Origin of the sequence: Pseudomonas sp. MBLB4136, from assembly GCF_051904765.1 — a bacterium.
In the GTDB taxonomy this organism is placed as follows: domain Bacteria; phylum Pseudomonadota; class Gammaproteobacteria; order Pseudomonadales; family Pseudomonadaceae; genus Aquipseudomonas.
In genome coordinates this window covers 446,596-468,676 of record NZ_CP196713.1, presented here as the reverse complement: position 1 = coordinate 468,676, position 22,081 = coordinate 446,596, and the positions used below count along the sequence as shown (strand labels likewise).

At 65.2% G+C, this 22,081-nt stretch carries 18 protein-coding genes, 2 tRNA genes and 1 pseudogene; 6 read left to right on the top strand and 15 right to left on the bottom strand.

Annotation, left to right across the window (positions count from 1 at the left end):
• The first annotated feature begins 237 nt into the window (after positions 1 to 237).
• From ACSX1D_RS02120 to ACSX1D_RS02110, 3 genes are all read left to right on the top strand, one after another.
• A complete protein-coding gene (locus ACSX1D_RS02120; protein WP_439860771.1) occupies positions 238 to 966 on the top strand; it encodes a VC0807 family protein in 729 nt (242 codons plus the stop codon).
• Positions 967 to 1,021: 55 nt separating this feature from the next.
• A complete protein-coding gene (locus ACSX1D_RS02115) occupies positions 1,022 to 1,459 on the top strand; it encodes a YqaA family protein (protein ID WP_439860770.1) in 438 nt (145 codons plus the stop codon).
• A 96-nt stretch (positions 1,460 to 1,555) separates the two neighbouring features.
• Positions 1,556 to 2,821, top strand: coding sequence for an Hsp70 family protein (locus tag ACSX1D_RS02110; protein ID WP_439860769.1), 1,266 nt, complete (start codon positions 1,556 to 1,558; stop codon positions 2,819 to 2,821).
• A gap of 73 nt (positions 2,822 to 2,894) precedes the next feature.
• Here ACSX1D_RS02110 and ACSX1D_RS02105 read toward each other — a convergent pair whose 3' ends face one another.
• Positions 2,895 to 5,207 carry a YgiQ family radical SAM protein gene (locus ACSX1D_RS02105; RefSeq protein WP_439862253.1) on the bottom strand — a complete coding sequence of 771 codons (2,313 nt, stop codon included), beginning with the start codon at positions 5,205 to 5,207 and terminating at the stop codon, positions 2,895 to 2,897.
• Between the two features lie 244 nt (positions 5,208 to 5,451).
• Here ACSX1D_RS02105 and ACSX1D_RS02100 point away from each other — a divergent pair, with 244 nt between their 5' ends.
• Positions 5,452 to 7,311, top strand: a complete 1,860-nt coding sequence (locus ACSX1D_RS02100; RefSeq protein ID WP_439862252.1) for a diguanylate cyclase domain-containing protein — start codon at positions 5,452 to 5,454, stop codon at positions 7,309 to 7,311.
• A gap of 62 nt (positions 7,312 to 7,373) precedes the next feature.
• On the opposite strand, the gene dnaB is transcribed toward ACSX1D_RS02100, so the two are convergent.
• The 7 genes from dnaB to rnr all read right to left on the bottom strand — a co-directional run bounded on the left by dnaB (position 7,374) and on the right by rnr (position 14,467).
• Positions 7,374 to 8,768, bottom strand: a complete 1,395-nt coding sequence (gene dnaB, locus ACSX1D_RS02095) for a replicative DNA helicase (RefSeq protein ID WP_439860768.1) — start codon at positions 8,766 to 8,768, stop codon at positions 7,374 to 7,376.
• A gap of 117 nt (positions 8,769 to 8,885) precedes the next feature.
• Positions 8,886 to 9,332 (bottom strand): 50S ribosomal protein L9, encoded by a 447-nt coding sequence (gene rplI, locus ACSX1D_RS02090; RefSeq protein ID WP_208708160.1) that lies wholly within the window; start codon positions 9,330 to 9,332, stop codon positions 8,886 to 8,888.
• A gap of 21 nt (positions 9,333 to 9,353) precedes the next feature.
• Positions 9,354 to 10,247 carry a hypothetical protein gene (locus ACSX1D_RS02085; RefSeq protein WP_439860767.1) on the bottom strand — a complete coding sequence of 298 codons (894 nt, stop codon included), beginning with the start codon at positions 10,245 to 10,247 and terminating at the stop codon, positions 9,354 to 9,356.
• 36 nt (positions 10,248 to 10,283) lie between these two features.
• A complete protein-coding gene (rpsR, locus tag ACSX1D_RS02080) occupies positions 10,284 to 10,514 on the bottom strand; it encodes a 30S ribosomal protein S18 (protein WP_003246847.1) in 231 nt (76 codons plus the stop codon).
• 28 nt (positions 10,515 to 10,542) lie between these two features.
• On the bottom strand, positions 10,543 to 10,968 hold the full coding sequence (rpsF, locus tag ACSX1D_RS02075; RefSeq protein ID WP_208708158.1) for a 30S ribosomal protein S6: 426 nt from the start codon (positions 10,966 to 10,968) through the stop codon (positions 10,543 to 10,545).
• A 212-nt stretch (positions 10,969 to 11,180) separates the two neighbouring features.
• Positions 11,181 to 11,936, bottom strand: a complete 756-nt coding sequence (gene rlmB / locus ACSX1D_RS02070; RefSeq protein WP_439860766.1) for a 23S rRNA (guanosine(2251)-2'-O)-methyltransferase RlmB — start codon at positions 11,934 to 11,936, stop codon at positions 11,181 to 11,183.
• Positions 11,933 to 14,467 (bottom strand): ribonuclease R, encoded by a 2,535-nt coding sequence (gene rnr / locus ACSX1D_RS02065; protein WP_439860765.1) that lies wholly within the window; start codon positions 14,465 to 14,467, stop codon positions 11,933 to 11,935. Before rnr ends, rlmB begins: the two co-directional genes overlap by 4 nt.
• 206 nt (positions 14,468 to 14,673) lie before the next feature.
• Here rnr and ACSX1D_RS02060 point away from each other — a divergent pair.
• Both ACSX1D_RS02060 and ACSX1D_RS02055 read left to right on the top strand, forming a co-directional pair.
• Positions 14,674 to 14,760 (top strand) — tRNA-Leu (locus tag ACSX1D_RS02060).
• An 80-nt stretch (positions 14,761 to 14,840) separates the two neighbouring features.
• Positions 14,841 to 14,927, top strand: a tRNA-Leu gene (locus tag ACSX1D_RS02055).
• A 98-nt stretch (positions 14,928 to 15,025) separates the two neighbouring features.
• Here ACSX1D_RS02055 and ACSX1D_RS02050 read toward each other — a convergent pair.
• The 7 genes and pseudogenes from ACSX1D_RS02050 to hflK form a co-directional block, all read right to left on the bottom strand.
• Positions 15,026 to 15,730: a methyl-accepting chemotaxis protein gene (locus tag ACSX1D_RS02050; RefSeq protein ID WP_439862251.1), complete on the bottom strand. Its 705-nt coding sequence runs from the start codon at positions 15,728 to 15,730 to the stop codon at positions 15,026 to 15,028.
• Between the two features lie 201 nt (positions 15,731 to 15,931).
• Positions 15,932 to 16,144, bottom strand: a pseudogene (locus ACSX1D_RS02045) (methyl-accepting chemotaxis protein); the annotation flags it as partial.
• Between the two features lie 956 nt (positions 16,145 to 17,100).
• On the bottom strand, positions 17,101 to 18,396 hold the full coding sequence (locus tag ACSX1D_RS02040; RefSeq protein WP_208708154.1) for an adenylosuccinate synthase: 1,296 nt from the start codon (positions 18,394 to 18,396) through the stop codon (positions 17,101 to 17,103).
• A gap of 54 nt (positions 18,397 to 18,450) precedes the next feature.
• Positions 18,451 to 19,638, bottom strand: coding sequence for an ATP phosphoribosyltransferase regulatory subunit (locus tag ACSX1D_RS02035; protein ID WP_439860764.1), 1,188 nt, complete (start codon positions 19,636 to 19,638; stop codon positions 18,451 to 18,453).
• Between the two features lie 37 nt (positions 19,639 to 19,675).
• On the bottom strand, positions 19,676 to 19,861 hold the full coding sequence (locus tag ACSX1D_RS02030) for a DUF2065 domain-containing protein (protein ID WP_208708152.1): 186 nt from the start codon (positions 19,859 to 19,861) through the stop codon (positions 19,676 to 19,678).
• Between the two features lie 107 nt (positions 19,862 to 19,968).
• Complete coding sequence (gene hflC, locus ACSX1D_RS02025; protein WP_439860763.1) at positions 19,969 to 20,838, bottom strand: protease modulator HflC; 870 nt, start codon at positions 20,836 to 20,838, stop codon at positions 19,969 to 19,971.
• Positions 20,838 to 21,995: an FtsH protease activity modulator HflK gene (gene hflK, locus ACSX1D_RS02020; RefSeq protein WP_439860762.1), complete on the bottom strand. Its 1,158-nt coding sequence runs from the start codon at positions 21,993 to 21,995 to the stop codon at positions 20,838 to 20,840. The genes hflC and hflK overlap by 1 nt, the downstream gene beginning before the upstream one ends.
• Positions 21,996 to 22,081 lie beyond the last annotated feature (86 nt).

The window sequence follows — 22,081 nt, the reverse complement described above, 5'->3', positions numbered from 1 at the left end:
CCTCTGCGACCGCTACACACCGCATGATGTCACATTAGTATCATATCCTTGGCAGCGCCACCGCCGACACGAACCGCTGGCAGCCAATATCCCGACGCCCGTCGACCGGACATTCCCGTGGAGAGGCCGACGACCGCCCATTCGCACAACTTTGTCACAGTCCAGCCGACAATCGGGCTGGCGGCTGCCGCTCAGGCAGGCGATCATCGCCATTCTTTCCAGCGCTTCGAACGAGACATGACCCAGACCACGCCAATCCCCAGCGCCACCCACAAGCCGCGCCCCCTGATCGACCTGCTGATCAGCATCCTGATTCCCTCGCTGATCCTGATGAAGCTCAGCGGCGAGTCACGACTCGGCGCCGACGGCGCCCTGGTCCTGGCCCTGGCGTTCCCCCTCGGCTGGGGCTCGTTCGAGCTGATCAAGTATCGCAAGTTCAACTTCATCGCCCTGCTCGGCCTGATCAGCGTGCTGCTCACCGGTGGCATCGGCCTGCTCAAGCTGGACAACCAGTGGCTGGCGATCAAGGAGGCCGCGGTGCCCGGGCTGATCGGCATCGCCGTGCTGGTGTCGACCTACACCCGCTACCCGCTGATCCGCACCATGCTGCTCAACAAGTCGGTGCTGGATGTCGACAAGATCCATCAGCGCCTGGAACAGGGCGGCCACACCGCGGCGTTCGAGGCCCGCTTGCTGCGCGCGACCTACTGGCTCAGCGGCACCTTCTTCTTCTCCTCGGCGATGAACTATGTCCTGGCCAAGTGGATCGTCGTCAGCCCGGCCGGCAGCGAGGCCTTCAACGCCGAACTGGGGCGGATGAACCTGCTCAGCTACCCGATGATCGCCATTCCCTCGATGATCATGCTGATGGCCATCTTCTACTACCTGTGGCGCACCATCCACGGCCTCACCGGCCTGAAGCTGGAAGAGATCATGACCCACGCCGGCCAGGAACAGCAGTCCTGAGCCCATTGAGCGGCGCGGCGCCGAGCGTGACGCGCCAGCGCCAGACCGTGACCTGATGCTGAGCCTTTCCGCTTACTTCGGGCTGTTCTTCACCGCGCTCGGCGCCGCCACCTTGCTGCCTGTGCAATCGGAAGTGGTGCTGGTCGCCCTGCTGCTCAGCGAGGCCTATCCGGTCTGGGCGCTGCTGGCGGTGGCCAGCGTCGGCAACGTGCTCGGCGCCCTGGTCAACTGGTTGCTCGGTCGCTACCTGGAGCACTTTCGCCAGCGGCGCTGGTTTCCGATCAGCGAGCGCAACCTGACGCGCGCCCAGGGCTGGTACGGCCACTACGGCCACTGGTCGCTGCTGCTCAGCTGGGCGCCCTTTATCGGCGACCCGCTGACCCTGGCCGCGGGCATCATGCGCGAGCCGCTGTGGCGCTTCCTGCTGATCGTCGGCCTGGCCAAGACCGGGCGCTACGCGGTAGTGGCGGCCATGACCCTGGGCTGGGGCTGAGCCCGTCGGCATCCGTCGCCCGGGCCCGGATCGGGGCAGCATTCTGCGGCCGCCTCGCATAGAATGCGCGGCCGTTTTTTTGGAACAGCGCGCAGCATGTCTTTCTCTTCTCCGGCCCGCGCCTGCGGCATCGACTTCGGCACCTCCAACTCCACCGTCGGCTGGCAGCGCCCCGGCGGCGACACCCTGATCGCCCTGGAGGACGACAAGATCACCCTGCCCTCGGTGCTGTTCTTCAACTTCGAGGAGCGCCGCCCGGTCTACGGCCGCCTGGCCCTGCACGAGTACCTGGAAGGCTATGAAGGCCGCCTGATGCGCTCGCTCAAGAGCCTGCTGGGCTCCAAGCTGCTGAAGAGCGAAACCACGGTGCTGGGCAGCGCCATGCCGTTCAAGGAGCTGCTCGGCCTGTTCATCGGCCAGCTCAAGCAGCGCGCCGAGGCGGTGGCCGAGCGCCCCTTCGAGGCCGTGGTGCTGGGCCGCCCGGTGTTCTTCGTCGACGATGACCCCATCGCCGACCAGGAGGCGCAGAACACCCTGGTGGCCGTGGCGCACAAGCTCGGCTTCAAGGAGGTGTCCTTCCAGTACGAGCCGATCGCCGCGGCCTTCGACTACGAGAGCGGTATCGAGCGCGAGGAACTGGTGCTGATCGTCGATATCGGCGGCGGCACCTCGGACTTCTCCCTGGTGCGCCTGTCGCCGCAGCGCCGGCGAGTGGCCGAGCGCCAGGCCGATATCCTCGCCACCGGCGGCGTGCATGTCGGCGGCACCGACTTCGACAAGCAGCTCAGCCTGCAGGGCGTGATGCCGCTGTTCGGCTACGGCAGCCGGATGAAGAGCGATGCGCCCATGCCGACCAGCGTGCACCTGAACCTGGCCACCTGGCACACCATCAATGCGGTCTACTCGGCCCAGTCGCAGCGGGCCCTGCAGAGCATGCGCTACGACGTCCTGGACCCCACCGGCATCGACCGCCTGTTCAGGCTGATCGAGCAGCGCGCCGGACACTGGCTGGCCATGCAGGTGGAGGACAGCAAGATTGCCCTGACCGAGCGCGACGCCGCGCCAATCGACTTGCAGCGCATCGAGGCGGGCCTGCTCGCCGAGCTGACCCGCGAGCTGTTCGAGGGCGCCATCGAACCGCTGCTGCTGCGCATTCGCGCCAGCATCGGGAAGCTGCTTGGCGATGCCGGGATCCGCGTCGAACAGGTCGACACGGTGTTCTTCACCGGCGGCTCCAGCGGCATCCCGGCGCTGCGCCAGAGCGTCGCGGCGATGCTGCCCAATGCCCGTCACGTGGAGGGCAACACCTTCGGCAGCATCGGCAGCGGCCTGGCCATCGAGGCGCACAAGCGCTACGGCTGAAACAGGCCGACAACCACCCCGGGCAGCAACAAAAACGCCAGCACGAAGCTGGCGTTTTTGTTGGCGCGGGAAATCAGCGCGGCGCCACCGGACGCTTCGCCGGCTTCTTGCCGCCCTTCTTGTCCGCGGCCTTGCCGCTGCGCTCGGCCTTGGCCCGGGCCTCCGCCGCAGCCTTGGCCTGTTCGCGCTTGTCCCAGGGATTGCTGCCATCGCTGCCGCGCGGCGGCAGGCCGGTGTGCTGGGTCAGGATGCGGGTGGTTTCCTTGCCGCCCGCGGCCCGACCGACCTTCTTGCTGCCGGCCGGGGTCGAGTTCTTGCGTCGCGCGCTGTGGTACTCGTCGACCTTGGGCTGATAGGCCGGCACCAGCTGGTGCTTGCCGTTGCCGATCAGGTCGGCACGGCCCATGCGTTCCAGGGCCTCGCGCAGCATCGGCCAGCCCTTGGGATCGTGGTAGCGCAGGAAGGCCTTGTGCAGGCGCCGCTGCGCCTCGCTCTTGACGATGGTCACGCCGTCGCTCTTGTAGGTCACCTTGCGCAGCGGGTTCTTTCCCGAGTGGTACATGGCCGTAGCCGTGGCCATCGGCGAGGGGTAGAACGCCTGCACCTGGTCGGCGCGGAAGTCGTTGCGCTTGAGCCACAGGGCGAGGTTCATCATGTCCTCGTCGGTGGTGCCCGGGTGCGCGGCGATGAAGTACGGAATCAGGTACTGCTCCTTGCCTGCCTCCTTGGAGTACTTCTCGAACATCCGCTTGAACTTGTCGTAGCTGCCGATGCCCGGCTTCATCATCTTGTCCAGCGGGCCGCGCTCGGTGTGCTCCGGGGCGATCTTCAGGTAGCCGCCGACATGGTGGGTGACCAGCTCCTTGACGTACTCCGGCGACTCCACCGCCAGGTCGTAGCGCAGGCCCGAGGCGATCAGGATCTTCTTCACCCCCGGCAGCTCGCGGGCCTTGCGGTACAGCTCGATCAAGGACGAATGGTCGGTATTCAGGTTTTCGCAGATGCCGGGGAACACGCAGGACGGCTTGCGGCAGTGCTTCTCGATCTCCGGGTCCTTGCAGGCGATGCGGTACATGTTGGCGGTCGGCCCGCCCAGGTCGGAGACCACCCCGGTGAAGCCCGGCACCTTGTCGCGCATCTCCTCGATCTCGCGGATGATCGACTCGTGGGAGCGGTTCTGGATGATCCGCCCCTCGTGCTCGGTGATCGAGCAGAAGGTGCAGCCGCCAAAGCAGCCGCGCATGATGTTGACCGAGAAGCGGATCATCTCGTACGCCGGGATCCGCTCCTTGCCATAGGCCGGGTGCGGCACCCGCGCATAGGGCATGCCGAATACGTAGTCCATTTCCTCGGTGGTCATGGGGATCGGTGGCGGGTTGAACCACACGTCCACCTCGCCGTGCCTCTGCACCAGGGCGCGGGCGTTGCCCGGGTTGGTCTCCAGGTGCAGCACACGGTTGGCGTGGGCGTAGAGCACCGCATCGCCGCGCACCTTCTCGAAGGACGGCAGGCGGATCACCGTCTTGTCGCGCTCCAGGCGCGGGTGCGGCAGCAACTGCACCACCTTCGCCTCGTTCGGGTCCTCGAGCGGTCCCTTCTCCTGCTCGATGGCGCAGGCCTGGGTGTCCTGGGTGTTGACGTAGGGGTTGATGATCTTGTCGATCTTGCCCGGACGGTCGATACGGGTGGAGTCGATCTCCAGCCAGCCTTGCGGGGTGTCGCGACGGATGAAGGCGGTGCCGCGGATATCGGTGATGTCCTCGATCTTGTGCCCGTAGGACAGGCGCTGGGCGATCTCCACCACGGCGCGCTCGGCGTTGCCGTACAGCAGGATATCGGCGCAGGCATCGATCAGGATCGAGTGGCGCACCTTGTCCTGCCAGTAGTCGTAGTGAGCGATCCGGCGCAACGATGCCTCGATGCCGCCGAGGACGATCGGCACATGCTTGTAGGCCTCCTTGCAGCGCTGGCTGTACACCAGGCTGGCGCGATCCGGGCGCTTGCCGGCCAGGCCGCCCGGGGTGTAGGCATCGTCGGAGCGGATCTTCTTGTCGGCGGTGTAGCGGTTGATCATCGAGTCCATGTTGCCGGCGGCGACGCCGAAGAACAGGTTGGGCTCGCCGAGCTTCATGAAGTCGTCTTTGCTGGTCCAGTCGGGCTGGGCGATGATGCCCACGCGAAAGCCCTGGGCCTCGAGCAGGCGGCCGATGATCGCCATGCCGAACGAGGGGTGATCCACATAGGCATCGCCGGTGACGATGATGATGTCGCAGCTGTCCCAACCGAGCTGATCCATCTCTTCCCGGCTCATCGGCAGGAAAGGCGCTGGACCGAAGCACTCGGCCCAGTATTTTGGATAGTCGAATAACGGCTTGGTTGCTTGCATGGACATGACCGAGGCTTTCAGGGGGATGAACGGCCGCGGAATATAGCACAAAAATTGACCAAATCCGACTGTAACACTGGGTTTACCGAGGCCGGACGGCGATATCAGAAGGCCATATATTTCCTGATTAGCACTAGCGCGCGCGACTATACTCCGAGCGTTATCGGATCAGGCAAAGCGCGGCAGCTGGGTTAAAGGAGTCGGTGTGGTGCAGCAGTTCGTCACCTCAATAATCCTGCTGCTTATGGCGGTCGGGGCCTGCGCCTCGCCCATGGCGCTGACGGCGCAGAGCAGCGGCCAGCTGCTGAACGGGCAGATCGAGTTGCTCGAAGACGTCGGCGCCCGCCTGGGCATCGCCGAGCTGGCGGACCCGACGGTGCAGGCGCGCTTCCAGCCCGCGGACGGACGCGTCAGCGTCGGCCAGAGTCGCCATCCCTGGTGGATCAAGCTGCAACTGCGCCGCGCGTCGGACGCCCCCCGCCAGTGGTGGCTGGAGGTGGGCGCGGTCACCCTGCTCGACCTGCAGCTGTTCCTGCCAGACGACCGGGGCGACTGGCTGCCGAGGCAGGCCGGCGAGCGGGTCAGCTTCGCCGACGGACGCGATGCCCCCTACCGGCGGATGTTGTTCCGGCTGCCGCGGCTCGACGAGCAACCCCTGACTATCTACCTGCGCACCTTCGACCCCGCCGGCAACTCCTTCCCCCTGCGCGCCTGGCAGCTGGACGACCTGGAGCGCCACGCCAGCCAGGAGAACCTCGGCCTGGGCATGATCTACGGGGTGATCTTCGCCCTGCTGCTGTACAACCTGTTCATCCTCCTGGCGCTGCGCGACCGCGCCTACCTCTGGTATGTGCTGAGCATGGCCGCCTCCCTGCTGTTCATCGCCAGCATGAGCGGCCACGGCTTCCAGTACCTCTGGCCTGACGCGCCAGTGCCGGCCTGGCTCAACCGCATCACCCTGCCGGTGCTGGTCTGCATCGGCATCCTGCGCTTCAGCCAGGAGCTGCTCTACACCCGCAAGAGCCTGCGCCGCGCCCATCAGCTGCTCAACGGCTGCATCCTGCTCTACCTGCTGGCACTGGTCGGCAACCTGGCCGACTACCGCAGCGCCGCCGCGCAGCTGATCAACCTGCTGCCGATTCTCAGCGTACCGACCCTGCTGATCTGCGCGGCGGTCCGCTGGAGGCAGGGCTTCACGCCGGCCCTGCTCTACCTGCTGGGCTACGGCAGCGTACTGCTGAGCTTCGTGATCCTGGCGCTGCGCGCGGCCGGCGTGGTGCAGCCCAGCGAGCTGACCGCCTACCTGTTCCCCCTGGCCGTCGCCGCGGAGGCCATCCTGTTCTCCTTCGCCCTGGCCTACCGCATCCAGCTGTTCAAGCGCGAGAGAGCGCAGGCGCTGCACGAAGCGGACCGCGAGAAGGCCGCGCGACTGGCGTTGGTCCAGGCCAACGCCGAAGAATTGCAGCGCGCAGTGACACAACGCACCGCCGAGCTGGCCGCCAGCAACACCCGCCTGCAGCAGCGCGAGCAAGAGCTGCAGCATGCCGCCTTTCACGATCCGCTGACCGATCTGCCCAACCGACGCTTTCTGGTCGAGCGGACCGGCTCCGCCCTGACCAATGCCGAGCGCCACAACGAGGCCGTGGCGCTGATGCTGATCGATCTCGATCATTTCAAGCCGATCAACGACAGGTTCGGCCACGACGCCGGCGACCTGATGCTGCAGGAGGTCGCCAAGCGCCTGCGCCATCAGGTGCGCTGCGGCGACACCGTGGCCCGGCTGGGCGGCGATGAGTTCGCCGTGCTGATCTGCGGCGCCGACGCCGAAGCCCACGCCCGGGAAATCGCCGAACGCCTGCTCGCCGAACTGGCCCATCCGGTCTGCTACGGCGCGCAGCGGCTCACCGTGACCATCAGCATCGGCGTGGCGCTCTACCCCCAGCATGCCCTGCAATTCGCCGGCCTCTACAAGGCCGCCGACGAGGCACTGTACAAGGTCAAGGCCCGCGGCCGCTCGGGCTGCTCGCTCAGCGGCGATGACGGCGAGCTGAGCGCCAGCACGCGCCTGCAACTGGATGTGATCAAGGTCAACAGCGGACTCTGAGCGCCTTGGTGCGCAATCCCATGCAGCGCACGGGACGCCTGCACGACCCCGAGGTGCCGGAACTACTCGTCGTCGAACTGGTAGCTGCCCGGGGCCAGGTTCTCGAAGCGCGAGTACTTGCCGAGAAACGCCAGGCGCGCGGTGCCCAGGGGGCCGTTACGCTGCTTGCCGATGATGATCTCGGCCACGCCCTTGTACTCGGTCTCCGGGTGATAGACCTCGTCGCGGTAGACGAACATGATGATGTCGGCGTCCTGCTCGATCGCCCCGGATTCACGCAGGTCGGAGTTGATCGGGCGCTTGTTGGGGCGCTGCTCGAGGCCACGGTTGAGCTGCGACAGGGCGATCACCGGGCAGTTGAACTCCTTGGCCAGGGCCTTGAGCGAGCGCGAGATTTCGGAAATCTCGTTGACCCGGCTGTCGCCGCTGGAACCGGGAATCTGCATCAGCTGCAGGTAGTCGACCATGATCAGGCCGATCTCGCCGTGCTCGCGGGCCAGGCGCCGGGTGCGCGCGCGCATCTCGCTCGGAGAAATCCCCGCCGTATCGTCGATGAACAGCTTGCGGTCGTTGAGCAGGTTGACCGCGCTGGTCAGCCGCGGCCAGTCGTCGTCGTCCAGGCGACCGGCGCGCACCTTGGTCTGGTCGATGCGCCCCAGGGAAGCGAGCATACGGATGACGATGGATTCCGAGGGCATCTCCAGGGAGTACACCAGCACCGCCTTGTCGCTGCGCATCAGGGCATTTTCCACCAGGTTCATGGCGAAGGTGGTCTTACCCATGGATGGACGGCCGGCGACGATGATCATGTCGGCCGGCTGCAGGCCGCTGGTCAGGTTGTCCAGGTCGGTGAAGCCGGTGGACAGGCCGGTGATCGCATCGCCCGCGTTGAACAGGGTGTCGATGCGGTCGATGGCCTTGACCAGGATGTCGTTGATCCCCACCGGGCCGCCGGTCTTCGGCCGCGCCTCGGCGATCTGGAAGATCAGCCGCTCGGCCTCGTCGAGAATCTCCGCGCCGGTGCGGCCCTGGGGCGTGTAGGCGCTGTCGGCGATCTCGCTGCTGATGCCGATCAGCTGGCGCAGGGTGGCGCGCTCGCGGATGATCTGCGCGTAGGCCTTGATGTTGGCCACCGAGGGGGTGTTCTTGGCCAGCTCGCCGAGGTAGGCCAGGCCGCCGACCTGGGACAGCTGCCCCTCCTTGTCCAGCTGCTCGGACAGGGTGACCACGTCGAAGGGGTGGTTGCGCTCGGCCAGCTTGTAGATGGCGCGGAAGATCAGCCGGTGATCATGGCGGTAGAAGTCGCCATCGGACACCTGATCGAGCACCCGTTCCCAGGCATTGTTGTCCAGCATCAGGCCACCGAGCACGGCCTGCTCGGCCTCGATCGAGTGCGGCGGCACCTTCAGGGCGGAGGTTTGCAGGTCGTACTGCTCGGGAATGCTGATGTCGTTCATAAGGCTCTGGGAATAAATTCTGCAGTTGAAAAACAAAGGGCACGGCATCGCTTACGCAATGCCGTGCCCGATGTTAGCGAGCCTGCACCTGAGCGCAAGACCGCTTGGTCGCAAGCCTTAGGCGGCGACTACGACAACCTTGACGGTCGCCTCGACGTCGGTGTGCAGGTGCACAGCCACGTCGTATTCGCCAACCTGGCGAATGGTGCCGTTCGGCAGACGCACTTCGGCCTTGGCCACTTCCACGCCGGAGGCGGTCAGGGCGTCAGCGATGTCGTGGGTGCCGATGGAACCGAACAGCTTGCCCTCATCGCCCGCGGTGGCGGTGATGGTGACTTCCAGCTCGGCCAACTGGGCAGCGCGAGTCTCGGCCGAAGCCTTCTTCTCGGCAGCCAGCTTTTCCAGCTCGGCGCGACGCGCTTCGAACGCAGCAACGTTCGCGGCGGTGGCGGCAGTAGCCTTGCCCTGCGGCAGCAGGTAGTTACGGCCGTAACCAGCCTTGACGTTCACTTTGTCGCCCAGGTTGCCCAGATTGGCGATTTTTTCCAGCAGGATGACTTCCATTTGGGTCTTACCTCTTAACTTTTAACCTTCACCGTCCGTGGGGCCAGCGCCGTGCTTGCGCGCAAAGCGACCACGAAAATCAAACAGACTGTCGACGATGGCCAGAACCACCAGTAACGGATAGGTCAGCTGCATGAACAACAGCAGCGTGATGTACAGCCCGACCAGCCAGAACTTGGCGAGTCGCCCTTGCGCCACCAGCCCGTGCAACAGGCCGATACCGGCAAACGCCAGCGGCACGCTGCACAGCGGTGTCAGCATTGCCATTTGCGGCCCGAGATTGGGGCCGAGCAGCAAGCCAACCAGCAGCAACATCGCCGGCGCCGGCGGCAGTCGCAGAGCGCGAAACTCGCGCCCGAAACCACCAGGGTTGTACAACAGCGCCTGCCAATAACGCCCAAGCATCAGGCTCAGCAGGCTGACGATCTGCAGCAAGGCTGCCAGCAATCCGGTCAGTACCGGTGCAATCAGGCTCTCCAGGCGCGCTCGCTCGTCCACCGACATCTGTTGGTGAACCCCATCGAGCATCTGCGGCAGGAGCTTGTGCAGTTCCCCCGCCATTGCCTCGATGGGTTCGCGGAACACCGCGCCCAAAACCAGCCCGTACACCAGGCCCAATGCCACGCTGCACAGCAGCACACGATTCCAGGACTGGCTGGCGCGCAACAACAACGCCAGCCCCAGCGCACCGAGCAACACCAACAAGGTGCGCGGTTCACCGAAATACCACCAGCCAATCGCCGGCAGCAGGGCCCAGCCGAGGATGCCCAGGGCATCACTCGAACCGCGCCGCAGAAGCACCAGGCTTCCCGCGGCAGCACTCAACCAGAACAGCAGCGGCAACGCCGCAGATCCCACCACCACCAGGGTGGCCTGCATGCGGCCGCGCATGATGAATTCAGCCAAGGCGCGCATGCGTTCTATCCCTTACTACTTGTCGAGCGTCCGATCTCAGCGGCCGTGGCTGTCGGTGTAGGGCAGCAGGGCCAGGAAGCGGGCGCGCTTGATAGCGGTGGCCAGCTGACGCTGATAACGAGCCTTGGTACCGGTGATACGGCTAGGAACGATCTTGCCGGTTTCCGAGATGTAGGCCTTCAGGGTGTTGAGATCTTTGAAATCGATCTCTTTCACGTCTTCAGCGGTGAAACGGCAGAATTTACGACGACGGAAGAAACGTGCCATGTGATTGGCTCCTCAATAGATCCGTGGATTACTCGTCAGCGTTGTCGCTGTCGTTGCTGTCGCTGTCATCGCTGCTGTCGTTGGACTCAGCGTTTTCAGGACGATCACGACGCTCGCGGCGCTCACTGCGGTTTTCTTCGGCCTTGAGCATCTCGGACTGACCGGTAACGGCTTCGTCGCGACGGATGACCAGGTTACGGATCACGGCATCGTTGTAACGGAAGTTGTCTTCCAGCTCGGCCAGGGCCTTGCCGGTGCACTCGACGTTGAGCATCACGTAGTGTGCTTTGTGGACGTTGTTGATGGCGTAAGCCAGCTGACGACGGCCCCAATCTTCCAGGCGGTGGATCTTGCCGCCGTCTTCTTCGATCAGCTTGGTGTAACGCTCGACCATGCCGCCGACTTGCTCGCTCTGGTCCGGGTGAACCAGAAAGATGATTTCGTAATGACGCATAAATGCTCCTTACGGGTTGTAGCCTGCCACGTGGCGCGGTCAGGCAAGGAGTGAATGACTCTGTGGGTCTTGCCGGCGGGAAGGCACGAAGGCGCCTGCCGCAGCGACAAGGGGCGCCATTCTAGAGAAGCCCCCCATCACAAGCAAGGCGCACTGGCGATTATTTGAACAGCGCGATAGTTACCGCCCCGCGCGAGCAGGGCGGTGCGACCTCAGGTCTTGGGCGCCTTGGCCCTGCGCTGGCGCAGCGCCTCGAACAGGCAGACGCCGGTGGCGACCGAGACATTCAGGCTGCTGACGCTGCCGGCCATCGGCAGGCGCACCAGGTAATCGCAATGCTCGCGGGTCAGGCGGCGCATGCCCTTGCCTTCTGCGCCCATGATCAGCACGGTCGGCCCGGTCAGGTCCTGCTGGTACAGCTCCTGCTCGGCCTCGCCGGCGGTGCCGACCACCCACAGACCGCGCTGCTGGAGCTTTTCCAGGCTGCGCGCGAGGTTGGTCACCGCCACCAGCGGCACCACCTCGGCTGCGCCACAGGCGACCTTGCGCACCGTGGCATTGAGCGTCGCCGACTTGTCCTTGGGCACGATCACCGCCAGGGCGCCAGCGGCATCAGCGGTGCGCAGGCAGGCGCCAAGATTGTGCGGATCGGTCACGCCGTCGAGCACCAGCAGCAGCGGCGGCCCCTCGGCGCGATCGAGCAACTCCTCGAGCATCGCCTCGCCCCATACCTGGCTGGGGCTGACATCCGCCACCACGCCTTGATGGACGCCCTCGACCCAGGCATCCATCTCGCGCCGCTCGCACTGACCGACGCTGACCCGCGCCTGCGCCGCCAGCTCGACCAGGACCTGCACCCGCGGATCGCTGCGCCCTTCGGCCAGCCATACCTGCTTCACCCGCTTGGGGTGGTGACGCAGCAACGCCTCCACGGCATGCAGGCCGTAGATCTTTTCCAACTGACTCATGATTTCGCCTTACGCTTGCGCGCCCCGCCTCCATTGCCGCCGGACTCCGCCTTCGGCGGCCCCTTGCGGTGCTTGCCGGGCTTGGCGCCCTTGCCTGCATCGGCCTTGCCGGCGCGCCCCTTGGCGGACTTGGACTCGCTCAGCAGGGCCTTCTTCAGCTCACGACTTTTCTCGACGTCGGTGTTGCCCGCCGCCGCGCGCTCGCCGCGGCGACCGCCCTTGGCCGGGGCCGACTCGAAGCCGCCGCGCCGGCGCCCGGCCGGCTCCGGGCTGGCACTCACGACCAGCTCGAAGTCGATCTTGCGCTCATCCAGGTCGACCCGCATGACCTTGACCGCGACGCTGTCGCCCAGGCGGAAGCTGCGCCCGCTGCGCTCGCCGGCCAGGCGGTGATGCACCGGATCGAAGTGGTAGTAGTCGCCGGGCAGTGCAGTGACATGCACCAGGCCCTCGACGTAGATATCGGTCAGTTCGACGAACAGGCCGAAGCCGGTCACCGCGGTAATCACCCCAGGGAAGGTTTCGCCGACCCGATCCTTCATGAACTCGCACTTGAGCCAGTTCACCACATCGCGGGTAGCCTCGTCGGCGCGGCGCTCGGACATCGAGCACTGCTCGCCGAGCTGCTCCAGGGTCGGCTCGTCGTAGGGATAGATACGCGCCTTGGGCATGCTCACCGCGCCGGCGCGCTTGACGTGCGGGGTGTCCTGCTTGGAGCGGATCACGCTGCGAATCGCCCGATGGATCAGCAGATCCGGGTAGCGGCGGATCGGCGAGGTGAAATGGGCGTAGGCGTCGTAATTGAGGCCGAAGTGGCCGTGATTGTCGGCGCTGTACACCGCCTGACTCAGGGAGCGCAGCATCACGGTCTGGATCAGGTGATAATCCGGACGCTCGCGAATGCTTTCGAGCAGCGCCTGGTAGTCCTTGGGCGACGGCCCCTCCTTGGCCTTGCCGCGATGCAGCGACAGCCCCAGCTCGGTGAGGAAGGCCTTGAGCTTCTCCAGGCGCTCGGGCGGCGGCCCGTCGTGCACCCGGTACAGCGCCGGAATCTCATGCTTCTGCATGAACGCGGCGGTGGCCACGTTGGCCGCCAGCATGCATTCCTCGATCAGCTTGTGCGCATCGTTACGCTGGGTCGGGCGGATCTCCGCGATCTTGCGCCCGGCACCGAAGATGATTCGGGTTTCCTGGGTCTCGAAATCGATGGCGCCGCGCTCATGGCGCGCCGCCAACAGCACCTGGTACAGCGAATAGAGCTGCTTGAGATGCGGCAGCACCTCCTTGTACTCAGTACGCAGGGCCTTGCCTTCGCTGCTCTTGGGCTGCTCGAGCATGGCGCTGACCTTGTTGTAGGTCAGTCGGGCGTGAGAGTGGATGACCGCTTCGTAGAAGCAGTAGTCGGTCATCTTGCCGGTCTTGGAGATGCTGATCTCACAGACCATGGCCAGGCGGTCGACCTGCGGATTGAGCGAGCACAGGCCGTTGGAAAGTTCCTCGGGCAGCATCGGGATCACCCGCTCGGGGAAGTACACCGAGTTGCCGCGCACCTGAGCCTCGGCGTCCAGGGCCGAATCCACCTTCACATAGTGGGAGACGTCGGCGATCGCCACATAGAGCTTCCAGCCGCCGGAGAACAGGCGCCAGTTGCTACCGCTCTTCTCGCAGTAGACCGCGTCGTCGAAGTCGCGGGCGTCCTCGCCATCGATGGTGACGAACGGCAGGTGGCGCAGATCGATGCGCTTCTCCTTGTCCTTCTCCTCGACCTCTGGCTTGAGCTTGCGCGCTTCCTTGATTACGGCCTCCGGCCACACGTGCGGGATGTCGTAGCTGCGTAGGGCCACATCGATCTCCATGCCCGGCGCCATGTAGTTACCCACTACCTCGAGCACGTCGCCCTGGGGCTGGAAGCGCGGCGTCGGCCAGTGGGTGATCTTCACCTCGACGAACTGGCCCTGCTTGGCCCCGGCGTTACGGCCCGGGGTGACCAGCACTTCCTGCTGGATCTTCGGGTTGTCGGCGACCACGAAGCCGATGCCGCTCTCTTCGTAGTAACGCCCGACAATGGTCTCATGGGCGCGGGCGATCACTTCGACTATCGCACCCTCGCGGCGACCGCGCCGATCGAGGCCGGAGACGCGCGCCAGGGCGCGGTCGCCATCGAATACCAGGCGCATCTGCGCCGGACTGAGGAACAGGTCGTCACTGCCGTCGTCCGGCACGAGAAAGCCGAAACCATCGCGATGACCGCTGACCCGACCGAGAATCAGGTCCAGCTTGTCCACCGGCGCGTAGGTGCCGCGGCGGGTGTAAATCAGTTGACCATCGCGCTCCATGGCGCGCAGGCGGCGGCGCAGGGCTTCGATCTGCTCATCGGTGTCGAGACCGAACTCTTCGAGCAGCTGCTCGCGGTTAGCCGGCTCGCCGCGCTCGGCGAGATGCTGAAGGATCAGCTCGCGGCTGGGGATGGGGTTTTCATATTTTTCCGCTTCACGAGCGGCCTCGGGATCGAGGGATTGCCAATCGGCCATTAGAGGAGATTCACCTTTTCTATATAACTTCGGTTTGCCATATGTCTATTGAAGCGCGAAACCAGGGTTCGGGTCAGCCCGGCGCGCAGAATAAAATTTCTTGTCGCCTAGGGGTTTACAAGCCCTAAGAGCGACCGTATAGTTCGCGCCCACAGCGTCGAGCAGACGTTGTAACACGAAGTAGATGAGCAATCATCGATTTCAGTGCCCAGGTGGCGGAATTGGTAGACGCGCTGGTTTCAGGTATCAGTGATCGCAAGATCGTGGAAGTTCGAGTCTTCTCCTGGGCACCATTTTCAAACCGAGCTTAAGGCTCGGCGAGTAACAAACGGACGCAGTGATCCGTGTCGGCGACGATGAACATTGTAGCAGTGCCCAGGTGGCGGAATTGGTAGACGCGCTGGTTTCAGGTATCAGTGATCGCAAGATCGTGGAAGTTCGAGTCTTCTCCTGGGCACCAAATTTCAAAAAACCGAGCCAACGGCTCGGTTTTTTTATGCCTGTCATTTGCCCCCCGCCCGCTCACTACGCCGCCAGCGCGGCGCAGTGAACAGCGCGCTACACGCGGAACTGCCCCAGACTGGCCCGCAGCCGCCCGGCCAGACCATCCAGCACTCGCCCGCTCTGCGCGGTCGCGGCTACCGCCTCGGCGGCACGCTGCGCCTCGGCATGAATCACCTCGACTCGCCCGCGCACCGCATGCGCCCCCTCGGCCTGATGGGCCGCCGCCTGGGTTGCCGCATTGATGGCGCCATGCACCTCCTCCACCGCGGCCTGCACCGCCTGTTGCACGCGGGCACTCTCGCGCAGCGCCAGCAACCCCTTGTCGGCTTGCTGCCCCGCATGAGCGATCACCCCGACAGCCTCTCGGGCGCCCTCCTGGAGCGCGCCGATATGGGCCTGGATATCCCCGGTCGACTGTTGCGTCTTGCTCGCCAGGGCCCGCACCTCGTCGGCGACCACGGCGAAACCGCGCCCACTCTCCCCGGCGCGCGCCGCCTCGATCGCCGCATTCAGCGCCAGCAGATTGGTCTGCTCGGCAATGCCATGGATCACCGTCAGCACCACCTCGATCTGCTCGCTCTGCCGCGCCAGGCGCTCGATCACCGCCGCGCCGTCGCTGACCCGGCTCACCAACTCCTCGATGGAGCCGCCGACCCGGGTAGCGATGGCCGCGTTCTCGTCAGCGGCCTGGCGAATCGCCGCGACACGCTGCAACGCCTCCTGCATGGCCTGACTCTCCGCCTGCGCCTCGTCCGCCATCCGCGCCAGCGCCTGCAGGCTGCCGGCCACTTCATCGCGCTGACGCCCGACGGCGGCCTCCGCCGCAACGCTACGCGCCGCCAGCCCGGCAATTTCCTTGCTCGTTTGCACCGCCACCTCACCCGCCTCGCGCACGATCGGCTGCAGCTTTTCGACGAAACGATTGACCGCCGCTGCCATGTCACCAATCTCGTCACGACTGTCCAGCTCGACCCGCCGGGTCAAATCCCCTTCGCCCGCCGCCCAGTCGTTAAGCACGCCGATCAAGGTGTGCAGCTTGCTGAGCACACGCCTTCCCAGCACCAAGGCCAGGACCAACAGAATGCCCAGACCGACCAGCGCCAGCCCGAGGCCGATATTCCAGCGCAGCTCGGCGGCGGCGGCCTCAATCGCCTGACGGCTATTCCGGCTCATGCTCACTGCCGCCTGCCGGGCGCTGCCCAGGCGCGCAGCCAGGGCAGCGGCACTGTCGCCCGCCGCCCGCGCCAAGCCATCGGACACCAGCTGACCGCTACTACCAGTCAATGCCGCGAAGCGCTGGTCCAAGGCCGCCAATTCCTGCTCCACCTCGACGGTCGACACCCCCAGCAACACCTTGCCGATCTCCTCCCCCATGGGACTGATGGCCGCCTCGCTGATGTAGACCGCCGGATCGCCAGCGGCGGCGTTGAGCAGCTTGCTCAGGGCGCCACGCCCCTCGCCCCTGGCGATCAGCGCCTGGACCCGCGGATCCTGTCGATTGACATGGCGCGTCAGGCGCTCGCCCCGGGCATCTAGATACACCGCGAACAGCACCGTCGGATTGTCATGCGCCATGCGTGCCAGCCCAGTCAGCGCCGGAACGTCCATGTCCCAGACCGCCTTAGGCGCCACGGCAGCAAGCAGGCGGGACTGATCGTCGGCGGACTGGCGCAGGTTGCGCACCAGAACCTCACGCAACTGCGCCTGCTCGGCACTCAGGCGCTGCTTCAGGCCATCAGTGAGACTGCCTTGCATGCGCACCGCGACTCCCTCCAGACCACCCTGGACCTCGCGTCCGGCCGCCTCGAGATCGAGCGCAAGCCCCTGGGCATCCTCCCCGAGCCGCTGCCCGAGGTCATCCACCAGGGCGTCCACGGTCGATCGCGTCAACAGCACCGCGAGCACGACCTGCACCAACAAGGCGAGCCCAAGGGCAAAGAACACCGGACGCAGCAGGCGGCTGCGCAGCAACAAGATGACGGACACAGGCAGGACTCCTTCTCAGACCGTAACGACTGTAACGGCCACTGGCTGGAATTATTGAATCCGGAAAAGCGCGCAGCATACTGGCTCGCGGAAACGACAAAGGGCCGCACGAGGCGACCCTTTGCAGACAGCGACGCGCGCTATCAGGCGAACGGATGACGCAGCACGATGGTCTCGTTGCGGTCCGGCCCGGTGGAGATGATATCGATCGGCGCACCGACCAGCTCCTCGACACGCTTGATGTAAGCGCGCGCATTGGCCGGCAGCTCGTCCAGGCTCTTGGCGCCGAGGGTCGACTCGCTCCAGCCCGGCACCTCTTCGTACACCGGCTGCAGACCGAGGTAGCTATCGGCATCGGTCGGTGCGTCGACCAGCACCTGGCCCTCGGCATCCTTGTAGCCGGTGCAGATGCGGATGGTCTCGAGGCCGTCGAGCACGTCCAGCTTGGTTAGGCACAGACCGGAGATGCTGTTGATTTCGATGGCGCGACGCAGGATCACCGCGTCAAACCAACCACAGCGACGGGCGCGGCCAGTGGTGGCACCGAACTCGTGACCACGCTTGGCGAGGAAGGCGCCGACATCGTCGAACAGTTCGGTGGGGAACGGACCCGAACCGACTCGAGTGGTGTAGGCCTTGGTGATGCCGAGGATGTAATCCAGGTACATCGGGCCGAACCCGGAACCGGTGGCGATGCCACCAGCGGTGGTATTCGAGCTGGTCACGTAGGGATAGGTGCCGTGGTCGATATCCAGCAGCGAGCCCTGAGCGCCCTCGAACATGATGTCCTTGTCCGCACGGCGCAGCTCATGCAGCACCGCAGTGACATCGGCCATCATCGGCTTGAGCAGCTCGGCATATTCCATGCACTCGTCCAGAGTCTTCTGGAAATCGATGGCCGGCTCCTTGTAGAAGTTCTGCAGGACGAAGTTGTGGTAGTCCAGCAGCTCGCCGAGCTTGGCGGCGAAACGCTCGCGATGGAACAGATCGCCGACGCGCAGACCGCGACGCGCCACCTTGTCCTCGTAGGCCGGGCCGATACCGCGGCCGGTGGTGCCAATCTTGGCGTCGCCACGGGCCTTCTCGCGCGCCTGGTCGAGGGCCACGTGATAGGACAGGATCAACGGGCAGGACGGGCTGATACGCAGACGCTCGCGCACCGGCACACCCTTCTCTTCCAGCTTGGTGATTTCGCGCATCAGCGCATCGGGCGCGACCACCACGCCGTTGCCGATCAGGCACTCGACGCCCTCGCGCAGGATCCCCGAGGGGATCAGGTGCAGCACGGTCTTCTCACCGTTGATCACCAGGGTATGGCCGGCATTGTGCCCACCCTGATAGCGCACCACCGCGGCGGCCTGCTCGGTCAGCAAGTCGACGATCTTGCCCTTGCCCTCATCGCCCCACTGGGTGCCCAGGACTACGACATTCTTACCCATAACACTTGTCCTCTTCGCGCAAGCTTGATGCCGACCGCAGCCGGCGGAAACGATTCAGGGCGCCAGCGGCGCCACCTGCCAACGACCATCGCGCAGCAGCAACTGGCGATCGCAGCCAGCCTCATGCGCATCGCCCAATTCCTGACCCGGCAAGGCCTGGACCACGCGCGAACCTTCGCCGCGCAGCCGCTGCACCGCCTGCCACAGGTACACATCATGGTTGTCCGGCGCCCAGATGCCGGTCGGCTGCTCGCCGAGCTGCATCTGCCCCAGGCTGACCAGGGTCTTCAGGTCGGTGGAAAAACCCGTCGCCGGGCGGGCACGACCGAAGTCGGCACCGATATCGTCGTAGCGGCCGCCCTGGGCGATCGACTGACCGACGCCGGGGACGAACGCGGCGAACACCACGCCGGTGTGATAGTGATAGCCACGCAGCTCGCCCAGGTCGAAGTACAGCGGCAATTCCGGATAGCGCAAGCTCAGCGCATCGGCGATCGCCAGCAGCTCGTCCAGCGCGGCATGCACCTCGTCCGGCGCCTCGACCAGACAGGCCTGCGCCAGGTCCAGCACTTCGCGGCCGCCACACAGCTCGGCCAGGGCGCGCAGCATCTTGCCCAGCGGGGCCGGCAGCGACTCGGTCAGCGCGGCGATTTCATCCACGGCCTTGCGCTGCAGCGCATCGAACAGCTGCTGCTCGGTTTCGCCGGACAACCCGGCGGCGCGCGCCAGGCCGCGATAGATACCGACATGGCCGAGGTCCATGTGCACGTCCGGCACCACGGCCAGCTCGAGGGTGTCCACCAGCAGGCTGATGACCTCGACGTCGCTGGCCGGACTGGCGTCGCCGTACAGCTCGGCGCCGAGCTGGATCGGGCTGCGCGAGGTGGTCAACGCGCGCGGCTGCGCATGCAGCACACTGCCGGCATAACACAGACGGCTCGGCCCCTCGCGACGCAGGGTATGGGCGTCTATGCGCGCCACCTGCGGAGTGATGTCGGCGCGAAAACCCATCTGCCGCCCCGACAGCGGGTCGGTAACCTTGAAGGTGCGCAGGTCCAGGTCCTGGCCGGCGCCGGTGAGCAGCGACTCCAGATACTCGATATGCGGCGTTACCACGAACTCATAGCCCCAGCGCTGGAACAGGTCCAGCACCTGACGGCGCGCGACTTCGATGCGCGCCGCCTCCGGCGGCAGTACTTCTTCGATGCCATCTGGCAGTAGCCAGCGGTCTACCGTTGCCATTTCGCCATTCCCCTCTCGATCCGGGCGGCACAAGCCATCAGTGAAGCAAATAAAGGAGAGCCGTTCCCAGCAGCATGCTGGCCAGCCCCATCAGACGCAGTCGTCGATCCGACAGCCGTATCAGCTGTGCGACCGCTCCGCGCCATTGACGCGGATAGAGGAAGGGCAGGATGCCTTCCAGCACCAGCACGAGACAGATCGCGATGCCCAGTTCCTGCCACATGATTCCCACAGACGCAAAAAAGCCGGGATTTTCCCGGCTGCCGCATCATATCACGTTTTGCGCGATGGTCACCCCGACGACCGCCTGGCGGCCGTCGGAGGCCGACCTCAGGGTTTTGACTTCTCCAGGTAACGGAAGAAGTCGCTCTTCGGATCCAGCACCAACACATCGCTCTTTTCCGCGAAGCTTTCACGGTAGGCGCGCAGACTGCGGTAGAAGGAGTAGAACTCCTGATCCTGACCATAGGCCTTGGCGTAGATGGCCGCCGCCTGGGCGTCGCCATCACCGCGCAGCTCTTCCGCCTCGCGATAGGCCTCGGCCAGAAGCACCCGGCGCTGGCGGTCGGCATCGGCGCGAATACCTTCGGCCAGCTCCTTGCCCTTGGCGCGATGCTCGCGGGCCTCACGCTCACGCTCCGAACTCATGCGATCGAACACGCTGCGGTTGACTTCCTTCGGCAGGTCGATGGCCTTGACCCGCACATCGACCACCTCGATACCCAGCTCGCTCTGCGCCGCGCGGTTCAGCGAAGCCGTGACGTCCGCCATCAGCGCATCGCGCTCGCCGGACACCGACTCGTGCAGGGTCCGCTTACCGAACTGGTCACGCAGCGAGGCCTCCAGACGACGCGCCAGGCGCTCGTCGGCGATCTGCTTCATCCCCGAGGTGGCGGTGTAGTAGGCCTCGGCATCGAGCACCCGCCACTTGGCGAACGCATCAACCATCAACGCCTTCTTCTCCAGGGTCAGGAAGCGCGAGCTGCTGGAATCGAGCGTCAGCAGGCGGCCGTCGAACTTGCGCACCTGATTGACGTACGGAATCTTCACATGCAGGCCCGGCTTCACATCCGGCTCGACAATCCGACCGAACTGCAACAGCACCGCACGCTCGGTTTGCGCGACGATATAGAAACTGTTCCAGGCGACGATCGCCAGCACGACGCCGACGATCAGGGCGATCAGCGATTTATTGCTCATCAGCGACTCTCCCTCGTGCGCAGCTCAGGCTGACGCTGACCACTCGTGCTCATGCGCGACCCCAGGTCGCCGACACCAGCCCCCGAAATGGCGCTTGGCGCCGCACTGCTGCGGCCATCGATCATCTTGTCCAGCGGCAGGTAGAGCAAGTTGCTCTGGCCCTCGCCACCGGTGACCAGGACCTTGCTGGTGTTACCCATCAGCTCCTGCATGGTGTCCAGGTACAGGCGCTCGCGCGTCACCTCGGGCGCCTTGCGATACTCGGCAACCAGCTTGCTGAAGCGGTCCGCCTCACCCTGGGCGCGGGAGATCACCTCGTCGCGATAACCACTGGCATCCTCGATCATGCGCTGAGCTTGACCGCGCGCCTCGGGCACCACGCCGTTGGCATAGGTTTCCGCCAGATTCTTCTCGCGCTGCTCGTCCTCACGGGCACGGATCACGTCGTCGAACGCCTCCTGCACCTCACGCGGCGCCGCGGCGCTCTGCACGTTGACCTGGGTCACCAGGATGCCGGTGCGATAGGTGTCGAGGAAGCGCTGCAGACGCTCCTTGACCTCACTGGCCAGCAGCTCACGACCTTCGGTCAGCACCTGGTCCATCTCGGTGGAGCCGACCACATGGCGCACGGCACTGTCGGTCGCATGCTGCAGGCTGATCTCCGGCTGATCGACGTTGAGCACGAAGTCCTGCAGGTTGCTGATCTTGTACTGCACGGTCAGCGGCACCTCGATGATGTTCTCGTCCTCGGTGAGCATCTGCCCCTGCTTGCTGTAGGCACGCTCGCGGGTGACGTTCTCCTGGAACTTGCGATCGATCGGCGGGAAATAGATGTTCAGGCCCGGGCCGACGGTCTCGTAGTACTTGCCGAAGCGCAGCACCACCGCCTGCTCCTGCTCGTCGACCACGTAGATCGCGCTGTACAGCCAGACCAGCGCCAGCAGACCGAGGCCGACGAACAGCAGGCCGAAGCCGCCACCCTTGCCGGAGCCATCGCCGCTGCCACGTTGCTTACCGCCACCGAACAAGCCGTTCAGGCTCTCCTGCAGCTTGCGGAAGGCCTCATCGAGATCCGGCGGCCCCTTGCGGTCGCCACCACGGCGTCCACCCCAAGGATCCTGATTGTTCGAGTTGCCACCCGGCTCATTCCAAGCCATAGCGCTCTCCATACTGATAAAGCAAAGACGCACCCACGGCGCGTCGGCCAATGCTACCGAATGCCCACCATCAGCGGCAAAGCCGC

What these genes read in the sequence shown, in the direction of transcription:
- ACSX1D_RS02120 (WP_439860771.1), top strand. Translation starts at nt 238, where the DNA reads ATGACCCAGACCACGCCAATCCCCAGCGCCACCCACAAGCCGCGCCCC.
- ACSX1D_RS02115 (WP_439860770.1), top strand. Translation starts at nt 1,022, where the DNA reads ATGCTGAGCCTTTCCGCTTACTTCGGGCTGTTCTTCACCGCGCTCGGC.
- ACSX1D_RS02110 (WP_439860769.1), top strand. Translation starts at nt 1,556, where the DNA reads ATGTCTTTCTCTTCTCCGGCCCGCGCCTGCGGCATCGACTTCGGCACC.
- ACSX1D_RS02105 (WP_439862253.1), bottom strand. Translation starts at nt 5,207, where the DNA reads ATGCAAGCAACCAAGCCGTTATTCGACTATCCAAAATACTGGGCCGAG.
- ACSX1D_RS02100 (WP_439862252.1), top strand. Translation starts at nt 5,452, where the DNA reads ATGGCGGTCGGGGCCTGCGCCTCGCCCATGGCGCTGACGGCGCAGAGC.
- dnaB (WP_439860768.1), bottom strand. Translation starts at nt 8,768, where the DNA reads ATGAACGACATCAGCATTCCCGAGCAGTACGACCTGCAAACCTCCGCC.
- rplI (WP_208708160.1), bottom strand. Translation starts at nt 9,332, where the DNA reads ATGGAAGTCATCCTGCTGGAAAAAATCGCCAATCTGGGCAACCTGGGC.
- ACSX1D_RS02085 (WP_439860767.1), bottom strand. Translation starts at nt 10,247, where the DNA reads ATGCGCGCCTTGGCTGAATTCATCATGCGCGGCCGCATGCAGGCCACC.
- rpsR (WP_003246847.1), bottom strand. Translation starts at nt 10,514, where the DNA reads ATGGCACGTTTCTTCCGTCGTCGTAAATTCTGCCGTTTCACCGCTGAA.
- rpsF (WP_208708158.1), bottom strand. Translation starts at nt 10,968, where the DNA reads ATGCGTCATTACGAAATCATCTTTCTGGTTCACCCGGACCAGAGCGAG.
- rlmB (WP_439860766.1), bottom strand. Translation starts at nt 11,936, where the DNA reads ATGAGTCAGTTGGAAAAGATCTACGGCCTGCATGCCGTGGAGGCGTTG.
- rnr (WP_439860765.1), bottom strand. Translation starts at nt 14,467, where the DNA reads ATGGCCGATTGGCAATCCCTCGATCCCGAGGCCGCTCGTGAAGCGGAA.
- ACSX1D_RS02050 (WP_439862251.1), bottom strand. Translation starts at nt 15,730, where the DNA reads ATGGCGGACGAGGCGCAGGCGGAGAGTCAGGCCATGCAGGAGGCGTTG.
- ACSX1D_RS02040 (WP_208708154.1), bottom strand. Translation starts at nt 18,396, where the DNA reads ATGGGTAAGAATGTCGTAGTCCTGGGCACCCAGTGGGGCGATGAGGGC.
- ACSX1D_RS02035 (WP_439860764.1), bottom strand. Translation starts at nt 19,638, where the DNA reads ATGGCAACGGTAGACCGCTGGCTACTGCCAGATGGCATCGAAGAAGTA.
- ACSX1D_RS02030 (WP_208708152.1), bottom strand. Translation starts at nt 19,861, where the DNA reads ATGTGGCAGGAACTGGGCATCGCGATCTGTCTCGTGCTGGTGCTGGAA.
- hflC (WP_439860763.1), bottom strand. Translation starts at nt 20,838, where the DNA reads ATGAGCAATAAATCGCTGATCGCCCTGATCGTCGGCGTCGTGCTGGCG.
- hflK (WP_439860762.1), bottom strand. Translation starts at nt 21,995, where the DNA reads ATGGCTTGGAATGAGCCGGGTGGCAACTCGAACAATCAGGATCCTTGG.